The organism is Enterobacter sp. DC4 (assembly GCF_000568095.1).
Taxonomy (GTDB): Bacteria; Pseudomonadota; Gammaproteobacteria; order Enterobacterales; family Enterobacteriaceae; genus Enterobacter; species Enterobacter pseudoroggenkampii.
Window position 1 is genome coordinate 53,969 of record NZ_AZUB01000010.1, and the last position, 22,022, is coordinate 75,990.

22 protein-coding genes are annotated in these 22,022 nt (G+C 56.3%); 17 read left to right on the plus strand and 5 right to left on the minus strand.

Annotated elements, in window-relative coordinates; translation table 11 throughout:
* Position 1: 1 nt before the first annotated feature.
* Positions 2 to 1,072: a sn-glycerol-3-phosphate import ATP-binding protein UgpC gene (locus P349_RS03195; protein WP_032650579.1), complete on the plus strand. Its 1,071-nt coding sequence runs from the start codon at positions 2 to 4 to the stop codon at positions 1,070 to 1,072.
* Positions 1,069 to 1,815, plus strand: coding sequence for a glycerophosphodiester phosphodiesterase (gene ugpQ / locus P349_RS03190; protein WP_032650580.1), 747 nt, complete (start codon positions 1,069 to 1,071; stop codon positions 1,813 to 1,815). Before P349_RS03195 ends, ugpQ begins: the two co-directional genes overlap by 4 nt.
* Here ugpQ and P349_RS03185 read toward each other — a convergent pair.
* Positions 1,799 to 2,176, minus strand: a complete 378-nt coding sequence (locus P349_RS03185; RefSeq protein ID WP_032650582.1) for a DUF2756 family protein — start codon at positions 2,174 to 2,176, stop codon at positions 1,799 to 1,801. The two genes, ugpQ and P349_RS03185, sit on opposite strands and share 17 nt — an antisense overlap.
* A 126-nt stretch (positions 2,177 to 2,302) precedes the next feature.
* Between P349_RS03185 and ggt the strand changes: the two genes are divergently transcribed.
* Complete coding sequence (gene ggt, locus P349_RS03180) at positions 2,303 to 4,045, plus strand: gamma-glutamyltransferase (protein ID WP_032650584.1); 1,743 nt, start codon at positions 2,303 to 2,305, stop codon at positions 4,043 to 4,045.
* 86 nt (positions 4,046 to 4,131) lie between these two features.
* Here the strand turns inward: ggt and yhhY are convergent, their stop codons facing one another.
* Positions 4,132 to 4,620: an N-acetyltransferase gene (gene yhhY / locus P349_RS03175; RefSeq protein ID WP_032650586.1), complete on the minus strand. Its 489-nt coding sequence runs from the start codon at positions 4,618 to 4,620 to the stop codon at positions 4,132 to 4,134.
* 256 nt (positions 4,621 to 4,876) lie between these two features.
* On the opposite strand from yhhY, the gene P349_RS03170 reads away from it, so the two are divergent.
* The 5 genes from P349_RS03170 (at position 4,877) to gntU (ending at position 9,828) form a co-directional block, all read left to right on the plus strand.
* Positions 4,877 to 5,914, plus strand: coding sequence for an oxidoreductase (locus P349_RS03170; protein WP_032650588.1), 1,038 nt, complete (start codon positions 4,877 to 4,879; stop codon positions 5,912 to 5,914).
* Between the two features lie 123 nt (positions 5,915 to 6,037).
* On the plus strand, positions 6,038 to 6,733 hold the full coding sequence (locus tag P349_RS03165) for a pirin family protein (RefSeq protein ID WP_000639796.1): 696 nt from the start codon (positions 6,038 to 6,040) through the stop codon (positions 6,731 to 6,733).
* Between the two features lie 101 nt (positions 6,734 to 6,834).
* A complete protein-coding gene (gntR, locus tag P349_RS03160) occupies positions 6,835 to 7,830 on the plus strand; it encodes a gluconate operon transcriptional repressor GntR (protein ID WP_021242747.1) in 996 nt (331 codons plus the stop codon).
* 126 nt (positions 7,831 to 7,956) lie between these two features.
* Positions 7,957 to 8,484, plus strand: a complete 528-nt coding sequence (gene gntK / locus P349_RS03155) for a gluconokinase (protein WP_008503362.1) — start codon at positions 7,957 to 7,959, stop codon at positions 8,482 to 8,484.
* A gap of 3 nt (positions 8,485 to 8,487) precedes the next feature.
* Positions 8,488 to 9,828, plus strand: a complete 1,341-nt coding sequence (gene gntU / locus P349_RS03150; RefSeq protein ID WP_010436459.1) for a gluconate transporter — start codon at positions 8,488 to 8,490, stop codon at positions 9,826 to 9,828.
* A 104-nt stretch (positions 9,829 to 9,932) separates the two neighbouring features.
* On the opposite strand, the gene plsB is transcribed toward gntU, so the two are convergent.
* Positions 9,933 to 12,353, minus strand: coding sequence for a glycerol-3-phosphate 1-O-acyltransferase PlsB (plsB, locus tag P349_RS03145; protein WP_032650590.1), 2,421 nt, complete (start codon positions 12,351 to 12,353; stop codon positions 9,933 to 9,935).
* A 154-nt stretch (positions 12,354 to 12,507) separates the two neighbouring features.
* On the opposite strand from plsB, the gene P349_RS03140 reads away from it, so the two are divergent.
* From P349_RS03140 to P349_RS03125, 4 genes are all read left to right on the plus strand, one after another.
* Positions 12,508 to 12,876, plus strand: coding sequence for a diacylglycerol kinase (locus tag P349_RS03140; protein ID WP_032650593.1), 369 nt, complete (start codon positions 12,508 to 12,510; stop codon positions 12,874 to 12,876).
* Between the two features lie 108 nt (positions 12,877 to 12,984).
* Positions 12,985 to 13,593: a transcriptional repressor LexA gene (gene lexA / locus P349_RS03135; RefSeq protein ID WP_024906710.1), complete on the plus strand. Its 609-nt coding sequence runs from the start codon at positions 12,985 to 12,987 to the stop codon at positions 13,591 to 13,593.
* Between the two features lie 63 nt (positions 13,594 to 13,656).
* Positions 13,657 to 14,994: an MATE family efflux transporter DinF gene (gene dinF / locus P349_RS03130; protein ID WP_032650594.1), complete on the plus strand. Its 1,338-nt coding sequence runs from the start codon at positions 13,657 to 13,659 to the stop codon at positions 14,992 to 14,994.
* Positions 14,995 to 15,114: 120 nt separating this feature from the next.
* Positions 15,115 to 15,324 carry a CsbD family protein gene (locus P349_RS03125; RefSeq protein WP_024906712.1) on the plus strand — a complete coding sequence of 70 codons (210 nt, stop codon included), beginning with the start codon at positions 15,115 to 15,117 and terminating at the stop codon, positions 15,322 to 15,324.
* Positions 15,325 to 15,371: 47 nt separating this feature from the next.
* Here the strand turns inward: P349_RS03125 and zur are convergent, their stop codons facing one another.
* Complete coding sequence (gene zur / locus P349_RS03120) at positions 15,372 to 15,884, minus strand: zinc uptake transcriptional repressor Zur (protein ID WP_008503369.1); 513 nt, start codon at positions 15,882 to 15,884, stop codon at positions 15,372 to 15,374.
* Positions 15,885 to 15,999: 115 nt separating this feature from the next.
* Between zur and P349_RS03115 the strand changes: the two genes are divergently transcribed.
* From P349_RS03115 to pspG, 4 genes are all read left to right on the plus strand, one after another.
* Positions 16,000 to 16,488 carry a cupin domain-containing protein gene (locus P349_RS03115; RefSeq protein WP_024906713.1) on the plus strand — a complete coding sequence of 163 codons (489 nt, stop codon included), beginning with the start codon at positions 16,000 to 16,002 and terminating at the stop codon, positions 16,486 to 16,488.
* 172 nt (positions 16,489 to 16,660) lie between these two features.
* Positions 16,661 to 17,908: a conjugal transfer protein TraF gene (locus tag P349_RS03110; protein ID WP_032650599.1), complete on the plus strand. Its 1,248-nt coding sequence runs from the start codon at positions 16,661 to 16,663 to the stop codon at positions 17,906 to 17,908.
* An 82-nt stretch (positions 17,909 to 17,990) separates the two neighbouring features.
* Positions 17,991 to 18,986, plus strand: coding sequence for a tRNA dihydrouridine(20/20a) synthase DusA (gene dusA, locus P349_RS03105; RefSeq protein ID WP_024906715.1), 996 nt, complete (start codon positions 17,991 to 17,993; stop codon positions 18,984 to 18,986).
* A 136-nt stretch (positions 18,987 to 19,122) separates the two neighbouring features.
* Positions 19,123 to 19,365, plus strand: coding sequence for an envelope stress response protein PspG (gene pspG, locus P349_RS03100; protein WP_032650602.1), 243 nt, complete (start codon positions 19,123 to 19,125; stop codon positions 19,363 to 19,365).
* 184 nt (positions 19,366 to 19,549) lie between these two features.
* On the opposite strand, the gene P349_RS03095 is transcribed toward pspG, so the two are convergent.
* On the minus strand, positions 19,550 to 20,533 hold the full coding sequence (locus P349_RS03095; RefSeq protein WP_032650605.1) for a quinone oxidoreductase: 984 nt from the start codon (positions 20,531 to 20,533) through the stop codon (positions 19,550 to 19,552).
* Positions 20,534 to 20,599: 66 nt separating this feature from the next.
* Here P349_RS03095 and dnaB point away from each other — a divergent pair, with 66 nt between their 5' ends.
* Entirely contained in the window at positions 20,600 to 22,012 is a 1,413-nt protein-coding gene (dnaB, locus tag P349_RS03090; RefSeq protein ID WP_023310046.1) for a replicative DNA helicase, read from the plus strand.
* Positions 22,013 to 22,022 lie beyond the last annotated feature (10 nt).

Consider the following 22,022-nt stretch of genomic DNA (forward strand, 5'->3'; position numbering starts at 1 on the left):
GATGGCAGGTTTAAAACTTCAGGCAGTAACCAAAAGCTGGGACGGCAAAACCCAGGTGATTCAGCCGCTGACGCTCGACGTGGCGGACGGGGAGTTTATCGTGATGGTCGGCCCGTCCGGCTGCGGCAAATCAACGCTGCTGCGCATGGTGGCGGGGCTGGAGCGCGTGACCTCCGGGGATATCTGGATTGACCGTCAGCGCGTCACCGAGATGGAGCCCAAAGACCGCGGCATCGCGATGGTCTTCCAGAACTACGCCCTCTATCCGCACATGAGCGTGGAAGAGAACATGGCCTGGGGGCTGAAAATCCGCGGCATGGGCAAAGGCCATATCGACGAGCGCGTGAAGGAGGCCGCCCGCATTCTGGTACTCGACGGCCTGCTTAAGCGCCGCCCGCGCGAGCTCTCCGGCGGACAGCGCCAGCGCGTGGCGATGGGGCGCGCCATCGTGCGCGATCCGGCGGTATTCCTGTTCGACGAGCCGCTCTCTAACCTCGACGCCAAGCTGCGCGTGCAGATGCGTCTTGAGCTGCAGCAGCTGCACCGTCGTCTGAAAACCACCTCCCTGTACGTGACCCACGATCAGGTCGAAGCCATGACGCTCGCCCAGCGCGTGATGGTGATGAACAAAGGCATCGCCGAGCAGATTGGCACCCCGGTGGAGGTGTACGAGAAACCGGCCACCCGCTTTGTGGCGAGCTTTATCGGCAGCCCGGCGATGAACCTGCTGGAAGGGCGTATCAGCAGCGCGGGCTCGCACTTTGAGCTGGAAAGCGGGATGGCATTGCCGATCAACTGGTACTATCGTGGCTACGCCGGGCGTAAGATGACGCTCGGTATCCGCCCGGAACATATCGGTTTAACCTCTCAGGCGGAAGGCGGCGTGCCGCTGGTCATGGACACGCTGGAGATGTTGGGTGCAGATAACCTGGCGCACGGGCGCTGGGGCGAGCAAAAAATGGTGGTGCGTCTGGCACATCAGGAGCGCCCTAAAGCCGGCAGCACGCTGTGGCTCCACCTGCCGGAAAATCATCTGCACCTGTTTGACGGTGAAACAGGACAACGAGTATGAGCAACTGGCCTTATCCCCACGTCGTCGCCCACCGGGGCGGCGGTAAGCTGGCGCCGGAAAACACGCTGGCGGCGATTGACGTTGGCGCGCGCTACGGTCACACGATGATCGAGTTCGACGCCAAGCTGTCGAAAGACGGCGAGATTTTCCTGCTGCATGACGATAACCTCGAGCGCACCAGCAACGGCTGGGGCGTGGCGGGCGAGCTGCCGTGGCGCGACCTGCTGAAGGTAGACGCCGGAAGCTGGTACAGCGGTGAATTCAAAGGCGAACCGCTGCCGCTGCTGGCGGAAGTGGCGGATCGCTGTCGCCAGCACGGCATGATGGCCAATATCGAAATCAAACCGACCACCGGCACCGGGCCGCTGACGGGCAAAGTGATTGCTCTGGCCGCGCGCGAGCTGTGGGAAGGGATGACCGCGCCGCTGCTGTCATCATTTGAAATTGACGCACTGGAAGCGGCACAGGCGGCCGTGCCGGAGCTGCCTCGCGGGCTGCTGCTGGACGAGTGGCGCGAGGACTGGCGCGAGCTGACGACGCGCTTAGCCTGTGTCTCTATCCATCTTAATCACAGGCTGCTGGATGAGGCGCGGGTGAATATGCTGAAAGACGCGGGTCTACATATTCTGGTCTACACGGTTAACAAACCCCAGCGTGCAGCCGAACTGCTGCGCTGGGGCGTGGACAGCATCTGTACCGATGCAATCGACCTGATCGGCCCGGACTTTAGTTCTGCGGATTAAGCATACTGCCATTCGACTGCGGCGGCAGCATATGCTGCTGTCCGCTGCCTGACGACGTCATTCCCCCTAACATCCCGCCGTTTTTATTCGGCAGCGGCTGCTCGCGCACCTGCCCCTGCTGCACGCGCTGGGTGTTGGCGTTCATCTGATTTTGCAGGCTTTGCTGCTGCATCTGGGTCTGCGTTTTAAGCTGCTGATTAAGCATCCCTTTCTGCTGCTGTTGCTGGCTCATCATCTCGGTCTGCATACGCTGCTGGCTCGGGATGACATAGCCCTGTTGGTTCGGGTTGTTCATGGTGTTGAGTGGCTGTGCGAGCGCGGCAAAGGGGATCAGCGCCGTAAGAATCAATAAGCGTTTCATTGTCATTTCCTCCTTTTGAGGTCTCTCTTAAGTTTACCCTGATTTCACCATGACGATGATTTTTTAGGAGTTGTGAACCAGGCTTAAGCGGGGAATATGGATCCCTTCACCTGGAGAACAATAATCATGAAACCAACGTTTTTGCGCTGGGTCGCCTTCGCCGCGCTGATGGCAGGCGGTACATTTAGCGTGGCGGCCAACCCGCCAGCGGCGCCTCCGGTCTCTTACGGCGTGGAGGAAGATGTTTTTCATCCCGTACGGGCAACCCATGGCATGGTAGCGTCCGTGGATGCGCTGGCAACAAAAGTGGGCGTCGATATTCTCAGGCAGGGCGGTAACGCGGTGGATGCCGCGGTCGCCGTCGGCTATGCGCTGGCGGTAACGCATCCGCAGGCGGGGAACCTGGGTGGAGGCGGCTTTATGATGCTGCGCACCAAAGACGGCAAAACGACGGCCATCGACTTCCGCGAGATGGCGCCTTCTCAGGCCTCCCGCGATATGTTCCTCGACGACCAGGGTAACCCTGACAGCAAAAAATCCCTGACCTCGCATCTCGCGACCGGCACGCCGGGCACCGTCGCGGGCTTCTCGCTGGCGCTGGAAAAATACGGCACCCTGCCGCTGAACAAGGTAGTGCAGCCTGCCATCAAGCTGGCGCGCGACGGCTTCGTGGTAAACGATGCGCTGGCGGACGATCTCAAAACCTACGGCAGCGAAGTCATTCCGAATCATGAAAACAGCAAAGCGATCTTCTGGAAAGACGGCGAGCCGCTGAAGAAGGGCGATAAGCTGGTGCAGAAGAACCTCGCCAAAAGCCTGGAGCTGATTGCAGAGCACGGTCCGGACGCCTTCTACAAAGGAGCGATTGCCGACCAGATTGCACAAGAGATGCAGAAGAACGGCGGGCTTATCACCAAAGCGGATCTGGCGGAATACAAGGCGGTGGAGCGCGAGCCGATTAGCGGCACCTACCGCGGGTACGAGGTCTTCTCCATGCCGCCACCGTCTTCCGGGGGCATTCACATCGTGCAGATCCTCAACATTCTTGAAAACTTCGATATGCACAAGTTCGGCTTCGGCAGCGCGGATGCCATGCAGGTGATGGCGGAAGCGGAAAAACGCGCCTACGCCGACCGCTCGGAATATCTCGGCGATCCGGACTTCGTGAAGGTGCCGTGGCAGGCGCTGACTAACAAAGCCTATGCCAAATCCATTGCCGATCAGATCGACATCAACAAGGCTAAGCCGTCGAGCGAGATCCGCCCCGGCAAGCTGGCGCCTTATGAAAGCAACCAGACCACTCACTTCTCGGTGGTGGATAAAGACGGTAACGCGGTGGCGGTGACCTATACGCTCAACACCACCTTCGGCACCGGGATTGTGGCGGGCAACAGCGGCATTCTGCTGAACAACGAGATGGACGACTTCTCTGCTAAACCGGGCGTGCCGAACGTCTACGGGCTGGTTGGCGGCGATGCGAATGCGGTAGGGCCGAAGAAACGTCCGCTGTCGTCCATGTCGCCCACCATCGTGGTGAAAGACGGGAAAACCTGGCTGGTGACCGGCAGCCCAGGCGGCAGCCGGATTATCACCACCGTGCTGCAAATGGTGGTGAACAGCATCGACTTTGGGATGAACGTCGCCGAAGCAACTAACGCCCCGCGTTTCCATCACCAGTGGCTGCCGGACGAGCTGCGCGTCGAGAAGGGCTTTAGCCCGGATACCATCAGGCTGCTGGAGCAGCGCGGTCAAAAGGTGGCGGTGAAAGAGGCGATGGGCAGCACCCAGAGCATTATGGTGGGGCCGGACGGGGCGCTGTTTGGCGCATCGGACCCGCGTTCAGTGGATGATTTGTCGGCGGGGTATTGATGTATTGCCCGGTGGCGCTGCGCTTACCGGGCCTACAACTGCACGAACGTAGGCCGGGTAAGGCGAAGCCGCCACCCGGCAAATCACTACTTCATTCTCGCCATATAATACGCGTCCACATATTCACCGTTGCGCAGGGCAAATTTCTTGCCGGTGCCTTCGATTTCGAAACCAAACTTCCGGTACAGCGCCAGAGCGGCAGGATTATCGGCAAACACCGTTAATTCAATCCGTTCAATACGCATCCAGTTATCGCAAAGGTTTATCATCTCGCGCATCAACGCACTGCCCACGCCGCGCCCCTGTGCATGCGCCGCAACGCTGATACCGAACGTGGCCACATGGCTGCGTCGCGGGCTGGATTCAACCTGAAGCATCAGATCGCCAACAAGTTGTTCATCAATGCAGGCGACAAGGCGTTTTTGGCCGGGTTTTGCGATAAGACGTTCTTGCCAGTGCTCAAGGGAAGGATGAGGTAGCTGTAGCGTGTCGTGATACACCCCCGGATGCATATAGTTCTGGCGTAAGGCTTCAGCATCTTTCGATTCCGCGTGGCGTATCACTATCTCACTCATTCCTTGTTCCTCAGTCAGTTAAAGGTCCCTTCCAACATCGATGACTTTAAAATTTGAGTCAACTGCTATTTTTTGCAAAAAGTATTGGACAAGTGCGAATGAGAATGATTATTATTGCTTTGCGTTCAGGAAGACCTCTACGGGAACCTGAAAGCACGACATTGCTCACATTGCTTCCAGTATTACTTTAGCCAGCTTTTAGCTGGCTTTTTTTTTGTTATGGTTAGACTCAGTAACCTTCCAAAAGGACTGAGCTATGACACTACATTGCGCATTTATTGGATTTGGTAAAAGTACGACTCGCTATCACCTGCCGTATGTTCTCACCCGTAAAGACAGCTGGCATGTGGCCCATATCTACCGCCGCCGCGCGAAGCCGGAAGAGCAATCTCCACAGTATTCCCACATCCACTTCACCAGCGATCTCGATGAGGTATTGGGCGACCCGCAGGTTAAACTTGTCGTCGTCTGCACCCACGCCGACAGCCATTTTGAGTATGCGAAACGCGCGCTCGAAGCGGGTAAAAACGTGCTGGTGGAAAAGCCGTTCACCCCGACTATCGCCGAAGCGAAAGAGCTGTTCGCGCTGGCGAAAAGCAAAGGTCTGACCGTTACGCCGTATCAGAACCGTCGCTTTGACAGCTGCTTCCTGACAGCGAAAAAAGCGATTGAAAGCGGCAAGCTGGGCGACATCGTGGAAATAGAAAGCCACTTCGATTACTACCGTCCGGTAGCGGAAACGCAACCCGGCCTGCCGCAGGACGGCTCGTTCTATGGTCTGGGCGTGCACACCATGGACCAGATCATCTCCCTGTTTGGCCGACCGGACCACGTGGCGTATGACATCCGCAGCCTGCGTAATAAAGCCAACCCGGACGATACTTTTGAAGCGCAGCTGTTCTACGGCGACCTGAAAGCCATCGTCAAAACCAGCCATCTGGTGAAGATCGACTACCCGAAATTTATCGTTCACGGCACCCGAGGCTCGTTCATTAAGTACGGTATTGACCAGCAGGAGACCAGCCTGAAGGCTAACATCATGCCGGGCGAACCGGGTTTTGCGGCGGATGATTCCGTGGGCGTCCTGGAGTACGTGAACGATGAGGGCGTAACGGTCAGGGAGGAGCTGAAACCGGAAACTGGCGACTATGGCCGCGTCTACGATGCGCTCTGTGGAACCCTCACATCCGGCGCGCCGAATTACGTCAAGGAATCTGACGTTCTGACCAACCTCGAAATCCTTGAACGGGCCTTCGAGCAGGCTTCTCCTGCCACGGTAACCCTCGCAAAATAAGCAAAAACGGCTCCTCTGCTCTTGTTCATAATTTTTGAATAGAGGAGTCAATTTTCACCCTCTATGATCCCAGGCGGTTTGCGTCCACACTTACTCCATCGAAACGAACTGAGGGTGAAAACAATGATCTACTTACGCAAAGCAAACGAACGTGGTCACGCGAATCATGGCTGGCTGGACTCATGGCATTCATTCTCGTTTGCCGACTACTACGACCCGAACTTCATGGGCTTCTCCGCACTGCGCGTGATTAACGACGACGTGATTGATGCAGGGCAGGGCTTCGGTACCCACCCGCACAAAGACATGGAAATCCTGACCTATGTGCTGGAAGGGGCGGTTGAGCACCAGGACAGCATGGGCAACAAAGAGCAGGTTCCGGCGGGCGAGTTCCAGATTATGAGCGCGGGTACCGGGGTGCGTCACTCCGAGTACAACCCGAGCAAAACGGAAAAACTGCACCTGTATCAAATCTGGATCATTCCAGAAGAGACCGGCATCACGCCGCGCTACGAGCAGCGCCGCTTCGACGCGAAACAGGGCAAACAGCTGGTGCTGTCCCCGGATGCGCGTGAAGGTTCCCTGAAAGTGCATCAGGATATGGAGCTGTACCGCTGGGCGCTGGCGAAAGACGAACAGTCTGTCCATCAGATTGCCGCTAACCGCCGCGTCTGGATCCAGGTGGTGAAAGGTGAAGTGTCCATCAACGGCACTAAAGCAACCACCGCCGATGGTCTGGCCATCTGGGATGAGCAGGCGCTCTCCGTGCATGCCGACAGCGAAAGCGAAATTCTGCTGTTTGACCTGCCGCCGGTGTAATAAAACATAAATAAATGCCCATCCTTCCCTTTGACAGGGGAAGGATGGGCTTTGTCCGTGATAAACTGAGCAAATCTCTCACTTCAAGATTTCTCAGGACGATGAAAAAGAAACGCCCCGTACTTCAGGATGTCGCCGATCGCGTCGGTGTGACCAAAATGACGGTCAGCCGTTTTTTACGTAACCCGGAACAGGTTTCCGTGGCGTTACGTGGCAAGATTGCCGCTGCCCTTGATGAACTGGGTTATATCCCCAACCGCGCACCCGATATTCTCTCCAATGCAACCAGCCGTGCGGTGGGCGTCCTGCTTCCATCCCTGACCAACCAGGTTTTCGCCGAAGTATTGCGGGGAATTGAAAGCGTCACCGATGCTTTTGGCTACCAGACCATGCTCGCCCACTATGGGTACAAGCCGGAACTCGAAGAGGAACGTCTTGAGTCGATGCTTTCCTGGAACATTGACGGCCTGATTTTAACCGAACGTACCCACACTGCCCGCACGCTCAAAATGATCGAAGTGGCGGGTATCCCTGTGGTGGAGTTGATGGACAGCCAGTCGCCGTGTCTCGATATTGCCGTTGGGTTTGATAACTTCGAAGCGGCGCGTCAGATGACGGCGGCCATTATCGCCCGCGGGCATCGTCATATCGCCTATCTGGGTGCGCGTCTTGATGAACGTACTATCATCAAACAGAAGGGATACGAGCAGGCGATGCTCGACGCAAACTTAACCCCGTACAGCGTGATGGTGGAGCAGTCCTCCTCCTATACGTCGGGTATTGAGCTGATGCGTCAGGCGCGGCGCGAGTATCCGCAACTGGACGGTATTTTCTGTACCAACGATGACCTTGCGGTCGGCGCAGCATTTGAGTGTCAGCGTCTGGGGCTGAAGATCCCTGATGATATGGCGATCGCCGGTTTCCACGGCCACGACATTGGCCAGGTGATGGAGCCGCGTCTGGCGAGCGTCCTGACCCCGCGTGAACGTATGGGCCGTATTGGCGCAGAACGCCTGCTGGCGCGCATTCGTGGCGAGACGGTTACCCCGAAAATGTTAGATTTAGGTTTCACCTTGTCACCGGGTGGATCTATTTGAACTGACAAATTTGAAGTAGCTCACACTTATTCACTTCGCGCACGTTTGGATATTGCTTCTCTTTTGCCCCGGCAGGACAATGTTACCGATAACTGTTACCCGTAACAATTGACTGAGGGACACCCTTTGAGCACGACTAATCACGATCACCACGTCTACGTCCTGATGGGCGTTTCCGGTAGCGGGAAATCAGCCGTAGCCAGCGAAGTGGCGCATCAACTCCAGGCTGCGTTCCTTGATGGCGACTTCCTCCATCCGCGCAGCAACATCATGAAAATGGCCTCCGGCGAGCCGCTGAACGACGACGACCGCAAACCGTGGTTGCAGGCGCTGAATGACGCCGCGTTCGCTATGCAGCGTACCAATAAAGTCTCCCTGATCGTCTGCTCTGCGCTGAAAAAAACCTACCGCGACCTGCTGCGCGACGGTAACCCGAACCTCTCTTTCATCTACCTGAAAGGGGATTTCGAGGTGATTGAAAGCCGTCTGAAGGCGCGTAAAGGTCACTTCTTCAAAACCCAGATGCTGGTGACGCAGTTCGAAGCGCTGCAGGAGCCGGGTGAAGACGAGAAAGACGTCTTAGTGGTTGATATCGATCAGTCACTGGAGGGTGTTGTTGCCAGCACCATCGAGGTCATTAATAAAAGGCAGTAAGTTTTGAGTACATTAACGCTAGTTTTGACAGCAGTGGGTTCCGTGTTGCTGCTGCTGTTTTTAGTGATGAAGGCGCGTATGCACGCTTTTGTTGCTTTGATGGTGGTTTCTATAGGTGCAGGTCTCTTTTCTGGTATGCCGCTCGACAAGATCGCCGCGACGATGGAAAAAGGGATGGGCGGTACGCTGGGCTTCCTGGCGATTGTGGTCGCGCTGGGCGCGATGTTTGGCAAGATTTTGCACGAGACGGGCGCGGTCGACCAGATTGCCGTCAAAATGCTGAAATCCTTCGGCCACAGCCGCGCGCACTACGCGATTGGCCTGGCGGGCCTGATTTGCGCGCTGCCGCTGTTCTTCGAAGTGGCCGTTGTGCTGCTGATAAGCGTCGCGTTCTCCATGGCGCGCCATACCGGCACAAACCTTGTGAAGCTGGTTATTCCACTGTTTGCGGGCGTGGCGGCGGCCGCGGCGTTTCTGCTGCCTGGGCCTGCGCCGATGCTGCTGGCGTCCCAGATGCACGCTGACTTTGGCTGGATGATCCTGATTGGCCTGTGCGCGGCAATCCCGGGGATGATTATTGCCGGTCCGCTGTGGGGCAACTTCATCAGCCGTTACGTTGAGCTGCATATCCCGGATGACATCACCGAGCCGCACCTGGGCGAGGGCAAAATGCCGTCCTTCGGCTTCAGCCTGTCGCTGATCCTGCTCCCGCTGGTTCTCGTGGGTCTGAAAACCATCGCCGCGCGCTTTGTGCCGGTGGGTTCCAGCGCCTATGAATGGTTTGAGTTCATCGGTCACCCGTTCACGGCGATCCTGGTGGCCTGTCTGGTGGCGATTTACGGTCTGGCGATGCGTCAGGGAATGCCAAAAGACCGGGTGATGGAGATCTGCGGTGCCGCGCTGCAGCCTGCGGGGATTATCCTGCTGGTGATCGGTGCCGGCGGCGTGTTCAAGCAGGTACTGGTGGATTCCGGCGTGGGCCCGGCTCTGGGCGAAGCGCTGACCGGGATGGGCCTGCCGATTGCGGTAACCTGTTTCGTATTGGCTGCGGCGGTACGTATCATCCAGGGTTCCGCTACCGTGGCGTGTTTAACCGCCGTGGGTCTGGTGATGCCGGTGATTGAACAGCTGAACTACTCCGGTGCGCAGATGGCCGCGCTGTCTATCTGTATTGCGGGCGGTTCGATTGTGGTTTCTCACGTTAACGACGCGGGCTTCTGGCTGTTCGGTAAATTTACCGGTGCCACCGAAGCGCAAACCCTGAAAACCTGGACGCTGATGGAGACCATCCTCGGTACGACGGGTGCGATTGTCGGGATGATTGCCTTTACGCTGCTCAGCTGAATGCGGTGATTTAACAAGGCTAAAAATAAGGCCCGGTAGCGTCAGCGCTTACCGGGCCTTTTTATTATCCAGGGCGTCAGGCCGGGCCATAACCCGGCATTGCGTTACTCGCCCTGCGTGGCGCTCTCAATCGTCAAACGCACGTCCGAGGTAATCAGCTCTGCCAGCATCTGGTACACCTTCAGCGTCTCTTCCGGCTCGGCATCACCCGTATCGCTGATGAAGCCTTCATCGCGAAGCGTCAGCACCAGGGAACTGAAGACCGCTTTGTCGAAGAATTCAGGGGCGTTAATGCCGTGCAGAACGGACAGGCGCTGGGCCAGCGTCCGGCTCTCTTTCTCCAGCGTACCGCGGTTGATAGACGGGTTCGCACTCAGCAGCCAGAACGTAATGGCGTAGCGCTGCAGCGTTTCGCGCGCACCGGCTGCCAGCAGCTGCAGGGTGCGGGAGCGTGACGGGTTGATGTTCAGCTCGTCGTTCGTGACGGTGATCAGCCCCTGGCGACGCAGCTCTTCCGTCAGTTTATCCAGCTCGCCCGCCAGCTCATCCTTACTCCAGCGCAGGAACAGCTCCGCTTTCAGCATCGGATAGAGCGTTTCAACGTGACGCAAGAGTTCCTGACGCGAGATACGGCGATGCTGGGTGATGATAGCCGCCATGAGCGACGGTAGCATCAGCATATGGGTGATGTTGTTTCGGTAGTAGGTCATCAGCACTGCCTGCTCGCGCGGCAGAATGATGATGTCGCCGATCGTGTCCTTTTCGACTTCAAACTTGTTCATCTGCAGCGCGTGATCGATAAGCTCACTGGCGGTCGCAGAAGGCACGGTTGAATCAACGGAATACGGCACGTTGCGCATCATATCCAGATAGCAATCCAGCTGCTCCGTGAGCTGTTCACGGGTCAGCGAGCGCTGACGCGAAGCCAGAAGCGCCGTACAGCACAGGTTCATGGCGTTAGCCGCACCGGCGTTGTTTATGCGCACCATCAGCTCGGACGCGATGCCGTTGACCGTTGGCGTCAGCCAGGCCGGACGAATCGCTTCGATAGGATCGATGGATTCGCGCCACTCGGGAACGTGATGGTTCAGGTACGTCATCAGCGGCATTGGTTCGCCAAAGTTCACGTAGCCCTGACCGAGATTGCGCAGCTTGCTCAGGCCGCGCAGCATCTGCGGCAGGCTCTCTTTTTCTTTGGTCGCACCGCGCAGCTCTTTGGCGTACGTGCCCACTTCCATCACGTGCTCATAGCCAATGTAGATAGGCACCAGCGTGATGGGACGGGTTCCTCCGCGCAGCATCGCCTGGATGGTCATCGACAGCGTGCCGGTCTTAGGATCGAGCAGACGTCCGGTACGGGAACGCCCACCTTCCACGAAGTACTCCACGGAATAGCCGCGGCTGAACAGCTCGCCCAGATACTCACGGAACACGGTGGAGTAGAGCTTGTTGCCCTTGAAGGTACGACGAATAAAGAACGCGCCCAGGCGGCGGAAAATCGGGCCCGCTGGCCAGAAGTTCAGGTTGATACCGGCTGCGATGTGCGGTGGTACCAGCCCCTGATGATAGAGCACGTAGGAAAGGAGCAGGTAGTCCATGTGGCTGCGGTGGCAGGGAACATAGACAATCTCATGGCCATCATGCGCCAGCTGACGCACGCGCTCGGCGTTATGAACGTTGATGCCCTGGTAGAGACGGTTCCAGGTAAAGCCGAGAATACGATCGGACAGGCGAATCATCTCGTAAGAGAAGTTCGCTGCAATCTCTTCCATCAGCGCAATGGCGTTCTGCTGGGCTTTCTCATGCGATATTTTCTTGCTGCGCGCTTCGTCTTCAACGGCGCGGGCAATCGCTTTGGAGGCCAGCAGCTTGTTGAACAGATCCTGACGCGCCGGGAGACGCGGCCCAACGGCAGCCAGGCGCTGACGGGCGAAGTGCATACGCGCCACGCGCGCCAGTTTTTGCGCGATGATCTTGTCGGTGCCGTGCTCGTCCGCCATGCGACGCAGCGAAACGGAAGGGGAGAAACGCACAAAGCTGTCGCGTCCCAGCCAGGAGACCGCAAAGAACTTCTGGATGCCGTTTAGCATGCGCAGCGGCGGGTTCTCTTCACCTTTTTCACGGCCCGGACGACGACCAAACATCACCGATACCGGCACCATCTGCACATCCAGATCGGGGTTGCTGCGGTGCAGGTCGAGATAGTCATGGAACAGCTTGATGGACTCTTCTTTTGGCGTGTAGTAGGTAAACACGCGCGGTCCACCGTGAATGAACACATAGCGCGGCAGCAGCGTACCGTCAACTTCAAGCGGTTCAAGCGGGTCAGGTAAGTCATGCGCCAGACACTGGGCGCGAAGCGTCAGTAAGTCTGCCTTCGAGTTATAAGGCAAAACGTACATAATAGGACGTGACGTATCGAGCCCCAATTCCAGCGCGGGTTCTGCTGGGATAGACTTGCTTTTTACCAGGATGCTTAATGGTAAATTAAGTAATTTGTAGTAAATTCGTGGCCAGCCGGACATAAACGATGTAAAGCCTCTGGTTAATAATGCAATTGCGGCGCAAGGATAACAGAAAGCGCGCAAAATTTCTGTTGTTACCCGTCATACTTCAGGCTGTAGCGAAACGCGCTACAGTTCCTGTTACTGACGCTTTTTTTCATAAAAGGTTCTTTTAATGGCCAATAATACCACTGGGTTAACGCGTATCATCAAAGCCGCCGGCTATTCATGGAAAGGTTTCCGTGCCGCGTGGATCAACGAAGCCGCCTTTCGCCAGGAGGGCGTCGCCGCTATCATCGCGGTGATCGTCGCCTGTTATCTTGATGTTGATGCTATTACCCGCGTACTTCTTATCGGTTCCGTGCTTCTGGTGATGATAGTGGAAATTCTTAATAGCGCTATTGAGGCCGTGGTTGATCGCATTGGTTCAGATTTCCATGAACTTTCTGGCCGCGCAAAAGACATGGGCTCTGCTGCCGTGTTGCTGGCGATTATCACTGCCGCTATCACCTGGGTCACGCTGCTTTGGTCACATTTCCGATGAGCCTCGAGGAATAATTAAGTCCCTGGTTTTTTGTGCAGTTTTTGGTTCCAAAATCGCCTTTGACTGTATATACTCACAGCATAACTGTATATACACCCAGGGGGCGGAATGAAAGCGTTAACGACCAGGCAGCAAGAGGTGTTTGATCTCATCCGGGATCATATCGGCCAGACGGGTATGCCACCCACGCGTGCGGAAATCGCGCAGCGTCTGGGCTTCCGTTCTCCGAATGCTGCCGAAGAACACCTGAAAGCGCTGGCGCGTAAGGGCGTGATTGAGATTGTCTCGGGCGCGTCGCGTGGTATCCGCCTGCTGGTGGAAGAAGAGACGGGCATTCCGCTGGTGGGACGTGTTGCCGCCGGTGAGCCTTTACTGGCACAGCAGCATATTGAAGGCCACTACCAGGTCGATCCAGCCATGTTCAAACCGAGCGCTGATTTCCTGCTGCGCGTCAGCGGCATGTCGATGAAAGACATCGGCATTCTTGACGGCGATCTGCTTGCGGTGCACAAAACGCAGGATGTGCGTAACGGCCAGGTGGTGGTGGCGCGCATTGACGACGAAGTGACCGTCAAGCGTCTGAAAAAACAGGGGAACACCGTTCAGCTACTGCCTGAAAACAACGAGTTCTCCCCGATTGTGGTCGATCTGCGCGAACACAACTTCTCTATCGAAGGACTGGCGGTTGGGGTCATTCGCAACGGCGAATGGCTGTAACCTCTTCCTGACAGGCTATGGTGCCGCTGTAGCCTGCTTCATTCTCCACACCCGGTATTTTTCATGTCACTGCTGACGGCATCCGATAAGGCATTGTGGCGTCTTGCTCTGCCGATGATCTTCTCCAATATTACCGTTCCCTTGCTGGGTCTGGTCGATACTGCCGTTATTGGCCATCTTGATTCGCCTGTTTATCTTGGCGGCGTGGCGATTGGCGCGACGGCAACCAGCTTCCTGTTTATGCTGCTGCTCTTTTTGCGTATGAGCACCACCGGGCTCACGGCACAGGCTTATGGTGCAAAAGATCCGCTGCGTCTGGCGCGCGCGCTGGTCCAGCCGCTGATCCTCGCGCTTGGCGCGGGGGCGTTAATCGTTTTATTACGTGCGCCCCTGATCGACCTTGCGCTTCATGTTGTTGGCGGCAGCGAGGCGGTACTGGCACAGGCGCGACGTTTCCTTGAAATCCGCTGGCTCAGCGCGCCCGCGTCACTGGCTAACCTGGTTCTGCTGGGGTGGCTACTGGGCGTTCAGTACGCCCGTGCACCCGTGATTTTGCTGGTGGTGGGTAACCTGCTCAATATCGTTTTGGATGTCTGGCTGGTCATGGGTCTGCATATGAACGTGCAGGGCGCGGCGCTTGCGACGGCGATTGCCGAATACGGGGCCTTTATCATTGGCCTGTGGATGGTCTGGCGCGTGCTGGCGATGCGCGGCATCTCCCTGGCGCTGCTCAAAAACGCATGGCGCGGCAATATCCGTAAGCTGCTTGCGCTCAATCGTGACATCATGCTGCGCTCGCTTCTTCTTCAGCTCTGCTTCGGGGCGCTGACGGTTTTCGGGGCTCGACTGGGGCCAGAAATCGTCGCGGTCAACGCAGTATTGATGACGTTGCTGACGTTCACCGCCTACGCGCTGGACGGTTTTGCCTATGCGGTTGAAGCGCATTCCGGGCAGGCGTACGGTGCGCGCGAAAGCGGGCAACTACGGGATGTCTGGCGGGCAGCCTGCCGTCAGTCGGGACTGGTGGCGCTGGCGTTTGGCCTGGTTTACGCCTGCTTTGGTGAGCAGATCGTTGCATTGCTGACGTCTCTTCCTGCGCTGCGCGAGCTGGCGAGTCACTATCTCATCTGGCAAGTCGTCTTACCGGTGGTCGGCGTCTGGTGTTATCTGCTGGACGGCATGTTTATTGGTGCGACGCGCGGAGCGGAAATGCGTAACAGTATGGCGGTCGCGGCGGCAGGGTTTGGCCTGACGCTGCTGACGCTCCCCTGGCTGGGTAATCACGGTTTGTGGCTGGCCCTGGCCGTTTTCCTCTCGCTGCGAGGGTTGTCGCTGGCGTTTATCTGGCACCGCCACTGGCAAAACAATACCTGGTTCCCTTCACGTCACGATATATCGTGACGGTTAAAGATTCCGAATATGAAACCAACTGCCGAATCCTTAACTACAATAATTATCACGTCCAGCAGAAAAGAACGTAACGGACGTTACGACCCGACGCTTAACTAAGAGGACACGATGATGAATAAAGACGAAATCGGCGGCAACTGGAAGCAGTTCAAAGGTAAAGCGAAAGAAAAGTGGGGTAAGCTGACGGATGACGATATGACCGTCATTGAAGGTAAACGCGATCAGCTTGTCGGTAAAATTCAGGAACGTTACGGCTACGCGAAAGATCAGGCGGAAAACGAAGTCAAAGACTGGGAAACCCGTAACGACTACCGCTGGTAACGCTGAATAACCCACAGGGCGGCTCTAAGCCGCCTTTTCTTTTGCCGTTAACGCGGCTTTTTCTTCACAAGAATTGAGTGGTCGTGCTGGCACGCGTCCTGATGACGACAGGCTTCCACCTCCACGCACGCGGAACAGAGCCCGTGCGCCTCAATCACGTTATGACGCAGGGCAAACCCCATTTTCGCTGCCAGCGTATGCATAATGTCTTCCACGCCTTCTGCAGCCTCTTCTTTCACCACGCCGCAGCGGTCACAGATAAACATCGCCGATGTGTGGGTAGGCTGATCGAACAGATGGCACAGCACATAGCTGTTGGTGGATTCCACCTTGTGCACGAACCCTTGTTCAAGCAGGAAATCCAGGGCGCGATACACCGTTGGCGGCTTTGCCTGCGGCTCGCTTTCGCGGAGCAGATCGAGCAGATCGTAGGCGCTGATGGCACCCTGCTGCAGGCTCATCAGACGTAATACTTCAAGGCGCTGCGGAGTCAGGCGCACATTGCGTTGCGCGCACAGCTTTTCGGCCTGCGCTAACAGCTCTTTTGTGGACTTATCCATGTAGCACCCCGGATGTTATAGGACGGAAAACCCCCACTTTATCATGTTCTGGTAAAAACACCGAGATCCGCCAGTCTGTGCTATACCTGACCCATTACAAACCGGGAAATAAACAATGAAAAAACCTGACTGTATTCGGCACTGGCGCGACGTAGAAGGTGCGGATGATTCGACCTATCCAGATAGCGATGAGCTTTTTTCTATCGGCGCCCCGTTGGCTCGTAAGCTTGGACTCAGACGCATTGGTATCCATCATGAGCGTTTGCCGCCAGGGCGCAGAACGTCCTATCCGCATGCGGAAAGCGATGAAGAAGAGTTCATTTATGTGCTCGAAGGTTATCCAGAAGCGTGGATAAATGGCTATTTATGGAAACTTGAACCTGGCGACAGCGTGGGATTTCCTGCCGGAACCGGTATCTGCCACACCTTTATCAACAACACGGAGGAAGAGGTGCGGTTGCTGGTCGTAGGCGAGGCCAACAAGAAGCACAATCGCATCTACTATCCCCTCAACCCGGTGTATGCCGCCACGCGGGAAGATCGCTGGGTAGACCATCCCCCACAGTTTTTTGGGCCGCATGATGGAAAACCTGGGAAAAAATAATTTCCTCTTCTATAAATATTGAGGGCCGTCACAAAATATAACAGGCCGTAAGGGAGTTTTACTTAGGGATAGAAATAGCGGGTCTTTTACTACTTATTCACAGCAATAGTTCGTTCCTGTTTGGGTGATAACAGACAGGGGTTATTTCATAACAGACTATAACGGGCATACTGTGAAAAAAAATTTTAAATTTTCGGTGGTGAGTATCGCTGTTTCCTTGTTTATGGCAAATCAGGCGGGAGCAGCCAATACCTGGACAGAAGCGCGCGGTGACGCAATGGGGGGAACAGGCGTTGCGGCAGGGAGCTATGGCAGTGCAGTATTGATAAACCCGGCGCTGCTGGCAAAGGCAAAGCCGGATGATGATGTAACCGTTATTCTGCCGTCAATTGGCGCTCAGATTTCGGATAAGGACAATCTGCGCGATAAGATTGATGATATCAGCGACGACGTCAGCAAATATCGCAGTACTCTGGATAGTATCAACCTTTTCGCTCTCTTAAATCCCACTAGCCAGGCCTCCAGGGAGGTCTCAGCTGCCGCTGGCGATCTTGCTAATCAACTGGATTCTCTGAAAGGAAAAACCGCCAACGGTAAAGCGGGTGCCGGGATTGCTGTCAGCATTCCTAATGACGTGTTATCCGTAGCATTCGTCGCAAAAGCGAATGCGCGTGCCCGCGTGAGTTCTTACATCGATCAGGGCGATATTGACATATTGCGCGGTATTGAGGCCGTTCCAGCCACCGCGTTAGTGGCAAATCCGAATGATTTGAAGTCAAAAGGCTTTGGTCGCGCGGCGATCGTTTCGGACTATGGTGTGGCGGTGGCGCGCCAGTTTGACATTAGCGGCGTACCGGTCTCTGTAGGTATCACGCCTAAGCTGCAAAAAACCTGGCTCTATAACTATACGGTCTCCATCTACAACTTCGACAGTGGCGATATCAATAGTAGTCGTTATCGTAATGATGATACTGGTTTTAACGTTGATGCTGGTCTTGCTGCTGACTTTGGTGATAACTGGACCGTTGGTTTAACCGGACAAAATCTCTTCTCCCGGGATATTGACACGAAGAAAGTGGATGGCGTGCGTGATACTTATCAAATCAGCCCTGTAGTGACCGCCGGAGCCGCCTGGCACAACGATCTGGTGACGCTGACCGCCGATGGCGATTTGACGGAAACCAAAGGCTTTAAGAGCGAAGATACGTCGCAGTATGTTGGCGTGGGTGCCGAGGTGACGCCGCTCAGCTGGCTGGCGGTGCGTGCGGGTTATCGCGCGGACGTGAAGGGTAACGACAGCAATGTCTTTACCGGCGGTGTCGGTTTCGCGCCGTTCAGTACCGTTCATGTTGACCTGATGGGCCTGTACGGTGAAGACGAAACCTGGGGCGCAGGGGCTCAGCTGAGCATGACGTTCTAAAGTCCACCGGAGGCGCTGCGCCTCCGGCTTTTCTTTGTGCTATAGTAGCGCCCCTTTTCCACCAGATGCTTAAAACTTCGCCATGTCGTCAGAATCACAGACCGCTTTCCCTGCACACCGTTTCTCCATTGCGCCGATGCTCGACTGGACGGACAGACACTGCCGCTATTTCCTGCGCCAGCTCTCCCGCCATACGCTGCTGTACACCGAAATGGTGACTACGGGCGCAATCATCCACGGGAAGGGCGATTATCTGGCCTATAGCGAAGAAGAGCATCCGGTTGCCCTGCAGCTGGGCGGCAGCGATCCGGCCGCGCTGGCGCAGTGCGCGAAGCTGGCGGAAGCGCGCGGCTACGACGAGATCAACCTGAACGTTGGCTGTCCGTCCGACCGCGTGCAAAACGGCATGTTCGGTGCCTGCCTGATGGGGAATGCCCAGCTGGTGGCGGACTGTATTAAGGCGATGCGTGACGTCGTTTCCATTCCGGTGACGGTCAAAACCCGTATCGGCATTGACGACCAGGACAGCTATGAATTCCTGTGCGACTTCATCAATACGGTCTCCGGAAAGGGCGAGTGCGAGACGTTCATCATCCACGCGCGAAAAGCCTGGCTCTCCGGCCTCAGCCCAAAAGAGAACCGTGAGATCCCGCCGCTGGACTATCCGCGCGTGTATCAGCTGAAGCGTGACTTCCCGCACCTGACCATGTCCATTAACGGCGGCATCAAGTCGCTGGAAGAGGCCAAAGCGCACCTTGAGCATATGGATGGGGTGATGGTTGGGCGCGAGGCATATCAGAATCCGGGCATTCTGGCGATGGTCGATCGCGAAATCTTTGGCATCGAAGGCGCAGACACCGATCCGGTTGCCGTCGTGCGTGCGATGTATCCTTACATTGAGCGCGAGCTGAGCAACGGTACGTATCTCGGCCATATCACCCGCCATATGCTTGGGCTGTTCCAGGGCATTCCGGGCGCGCGTCAGTGGCGTCGCTACCTGAGCGAAAACGCACATAAAGCCGGCGCCGATATTGAGGTGCTGGAACATGCGCTGCGCCTGGTGGCAGACAAGCGATAACTTTCGCTAAAAGTTCGTCAAATTCACCACGCCCTGCGAATTCTCGCGGGGCGTTTTGCTTTAATAACAACAGGTTAATACTGGCATGATTCTTGTAATGTTAACTGCATTACTCGGGAACTCGTGGGAGAGCACCATGCTGGAACTACTTTTTGTGATTGGCTTTTTTGTCATGCTGTTAGCGACAGGCGTTTCGCTGCTCGGCATTCTGGCGGCTATCGTGGTGGCGACGGTGGTCATGTTTATTGGCGGACTGTTTGCCCTGACGATCAAACTGCTGCCGTGGCTACTGCTGGCCATCGCGGTCGTGTGGGTGGTTCGGGCGATTAAAGCGCCAAAAGTGCCCAGTTATCAGCGCAATAACCGCTTCCGTTACTAAGGTATTGAGGGGTTCGTCACATACTTGTAACTTTTCCGGCAGTATGGCTTAGAACAGAATAGGATTTACTTATCGAATCTGTCACTATGACTGCCGATAACGAATTCATCGAGCTGTACCCTACATACAGCCGAACTAAAAAAAGAAAGGGCTTCCCACGGGAAGCCCAATTTCTTTTTGGGGCTCAGGGAATCAACAAACTTGACCCCTGCGTCGCCCGGCTCTCCAGCACCTCATGCGCGCGCTGCGCATCGGTTAGCGGGTATTTCTGCGCCTCTGCCACATCCACCTTAATGACGCCGCTGGCGATCAGCGAGAACAGCTCGTTGCTGGCTTCCTCAAGTTCTTCCCGGTTGGTGATGTATCCTTGCAGGGAAGGGCGAGTCACATACAGAGAACCTTTCTGGTTCAGGATGCCCAGGTTAACGCCGGTCACCGCGCCTGACGCATTCCCGAAGCTTACCATCAGACCACGGCGCTGCAGGCAGTCCAGCGAGGCTTCCCAGGTGTCTTTCCCTACCGAGTCATACACCACGCGCACTTTTTTGCCGCTGGTGATCTCCTTCAGCCGCTCAACAATGCTCTCTTCACGGTAGTTAATCACCTGCCAGGCGCCCGCCTGCAGCGCGCGCTGCGCTTTTTGTGCATTCCCAACGGTGCCGATCAGCTTCGCGCCCAGTGCTTTTGCCCACTGACAGGCGATGAGCCCGACGCCACCCGCTGCGGCATGAAACAGGAACTGCTCGTCGGGTTTAATTTCATAGGTTTTGCGCAGCAGGTAGTAAACGGTTAAACCTTTCAGGAACGAGGCTGCTGCCTGCTCAAAGGAGATGGCGTTAGGCAGCAGGGCGGCTTTATCCGCCGGAACGTTGTGGACGGAGCTGTAAGCGCCCAGCGCAGACTGCGCGTACACCACGCGGTCGCCTTCTTTAATATGTTTGACCGCGCTGCCCACTTTGACGACGACACCGGCGGCCTCGGTGCCCAGGCCGCTCGGCATCGACGGAGGCGGGTAGAGCCCGCCGCGAATATAGGTGTCGATGTAGTTTATGCCGATGGCTTTGTTTTCAACCTGCACTTCGCTTTCGCCAGGCGCGGTGGGGGTGAACTCCACCGCTTTCAGTACGTCTGGCCCACCGTGTTTCTGGAATTCAATGCGTGTTGCCATGCTCCCTCCGTAAGAAAAATATGGTAATCTTTCGACCCACTCTTTATCTCGGTAACTCCATTCACTATGGCAGGAAACAAACCCTTCAACAAACAGACTGAACCTCGCGAGCGTGATTTCCAGGTCGCAGGGTTAAAAGTCCCGCCGCACTCGATTGAAGCGGAACAGTCGGTGTTGGGCGGTTTAATGCTGGATAACGAACGCTGGGACGACGTCGCCGAGCGCGTCGTGGCGGAAGATTTCTACACCCGTCCGCACCGCCACATCTTTACCGAAATGGCGCGTCTGCAGGAGTCGGGCAGCCCGATCGACCTGATTACGCTCGCGGAATCGCTGGAGCGTCTTGGGCAACTCGACAGCTGCGGCGGATTTGCCTATCTGGCGGAACTGTCAAAAAACACGCCTAGTGCGGCGAACATCAGTGCTTATGCCGATATCGTGCGCGAACGTGCCGTCGTCCGCGAGATGATATCGGTGGCGAACGAGATCGCCGAAGCCGGTTTTGATCCGCAGGGTCGCACCAGCGAAGACCTGCTCGACCTTGCTGAGTCCCGCGTCTTTAAAATCGCCGAAAGCCGCGCCAATAAAGACGAAGGGCCAAAAAACATCGCCGATGTCCTCGACGCCACCGTGGCCCGTATCGAACAGCTGTTCCAGCAGCCGCACGATGGCGTCACCGGCGTGAACACCGGCTATGACGATTTGAACAAGAAAACCGCCGGCCTGCAGCCGTCGGATTTGATTATCGTCGCCGCGCGTCCGTCGATGGGTAAAACCACTTTTGCGATGAACCTCGTCGAAAACGCGGCGATGTTGCAGGATAAACCGGTACTGATCTTCAGTCTTGAGATGCCCTCCGAGCAGATCATGATGCGTTCCCTGGCATCGCTGTCGCGCGTGGATCAGACCCGCATCCGTACCGGTCAGCTCGACGATGAGGACTGGGCGCGCATCTCCGGCACCATGGGCATTCTGCTGGAAAAGCGTAACATCTATATCGATGACTCCTCCGGCCTGACGCCGACGGAAGTTCGCTCCCGCGCGCGCCGTATCGCCCGTGAACACGGCGGTATCGGCCTTATCATGATCGACTACCTTCAGCTGATGCGCGTCCCGTCGCTTTCAGACAACCGTACGCTGGAAATTGCCGAAATTTCCCGCTCGCTCAAGGCGTTAGCCAAAGAGCTGCACGTGCCGGTGGTAGCGCTGTCGCAGCTGAACCGCTCCCTGGAACAACGTGCTGACAAGCGCCCGGTCAACTCCGACCTGCGTGAATCCGGCTCCATCGAGCAGGATGCCGACTTAATCATGTTCATCTACCGTGATGAGGTTTATCACGAGAACAGCGACCTGAAAGGGATCGCCGAAATTATTATTGGTAAACAACGTAACGGCCCGATCGGGACGGTGCGTCTGACCTTTAACGGACAGTGGTCGCGTTTCGACAACTATGCCGGTCCTCAATATGATGATGAGTAATTTCTAAGGA

Excerpts from the sequence above, each read along its gene's own strand:
- P349_RS03140 (WP_032650593.1), top strand. The coding sequence starts at position 12,508 with ATGGCCAATAATACCACTGGGTTAACGCGTATCATCAAAGCCGCCGGC.
- plsB (WP_032650590.1), bottom strand. The coding sequence starts at position 12,353 with ATGTCCGGCTGGCCACGAATTTACTACAAATTACTTAATTTACCATTA.
- yhhY (WP_032650586.1), bottom strand. The coding sequence starts at position 4,620 with ATGAGTGAGATAGTGATACGCCACGCGGAATCGAAAGATGCTGAAGCC.
- P349_RS03095 (WP_032650605.1), bottom strand. The coding sequence starts at position 20,533 with ATGGCAACACGCATTGAATTCCAGAAACACGGTGGGCCAGACGTACTG.
- dinF (WP_032650594.1), top strand. The coding sequence starts at position 13,657 with ATGTCACTGCTGACGGCATCCGATAAGGCATTGTGGCGTCTTGCTCTG.
- ggt (WP_032650584.1), top strand. The coding sequence starts at position 2,303 with ATGAAACCAACGTTTTTGCGCTGGGTCGCCTTCGCCGCGCTGATGGCA.
- P349_RS03165 (WP_000639796.1), top strand. The coding sequence starts at position 6,038 with ATGATCTACTTACGCAAAGCAAACGAACGTGGTCACGCGAATCATGGC.
- dusA (WP_024906715.1), top strand. The coding sequence starts at position 17,991 with ATGTCGTCAGAATCACAGACCGCTTTCCCTGCACACCGTTTCTCCATT.
- pspG (WP_032650602.1), top strand. The coding sequence starts at position 19,123 with ATGCTGGAACTACTTTTTGTGATTGGCTTTTTTGTCATGCTGTTAGCG.
- P349_RS03170 (WP_032650588.1), top strand. The coding sequence starts at position 4,877 with ATGACACTACATTGCGCATTTATTGGATTTGGTAAAAGTACGACTCGC.
- P349_RS03115 (WP_024906713.1), top strand. The coding sequence starts at position 16,000 with ATGAAAAAACCTGACTGTATTCGGCACTGGCGCGACGTAGAAGGTGCG.
- lexA (WP_024906710.1), top strand. The coding sequence starts at position 12,985 with ATGAAAGCGTTAACGACCAGGCAGCAAGAGGTGTTTGATCTCATCCGG.
- P349_RS03185 (WP_032650582.1), bottom strand. The coding sequence starts at position 2,176 with ATGAAACGCTTATTGATTCTTACGGCGCTGATCCCCTTTGCCGCGCTC.
- ugpQ (WP_032650580.1), top strand. The coding sequence starts at position 1,069 with ATGAGCAACTGGCCTTATCCCCACGTCGTCGCCCACCGGGGCGGCGGT.
- P349_RS03125 (WP_024906712.1), top strand. The coding sequence starts at position 15,115 with ATGAATAAAGACGAAATCGGCGGCAACTGGAAGCAGTTCAAAGGTAAA.
- gntR (WP_021242747.1), top strand. The coding sequence starts at position 6,835 with ATGAAAAAGAAACGCCCCGTACTTCAGGATGTCGCCGATCGCGTCGGT.
- zur (WP_008503369.1), bottom strand. The coding sequence starts at position 15,884 with ATGGATAAGTCCACAAAAGAGCTGTTAGCGCAGGCCGAAAAGCTGTGC.
- dnaB (WP_023310046.1), top strand. The coding sequence starts at position 20,600 with ATGGCAGGAAACAAACCCTTCAACAAACAGACTGAACCTCGCGAGCGT.
- P349_RS03195 (WP_032650579.1), top strand. The coding sequence starts at position 2 with ATGGCAGGTTTAAAACTTCAGGCAGTAACCAAAAGCTGGGACGGCAAA.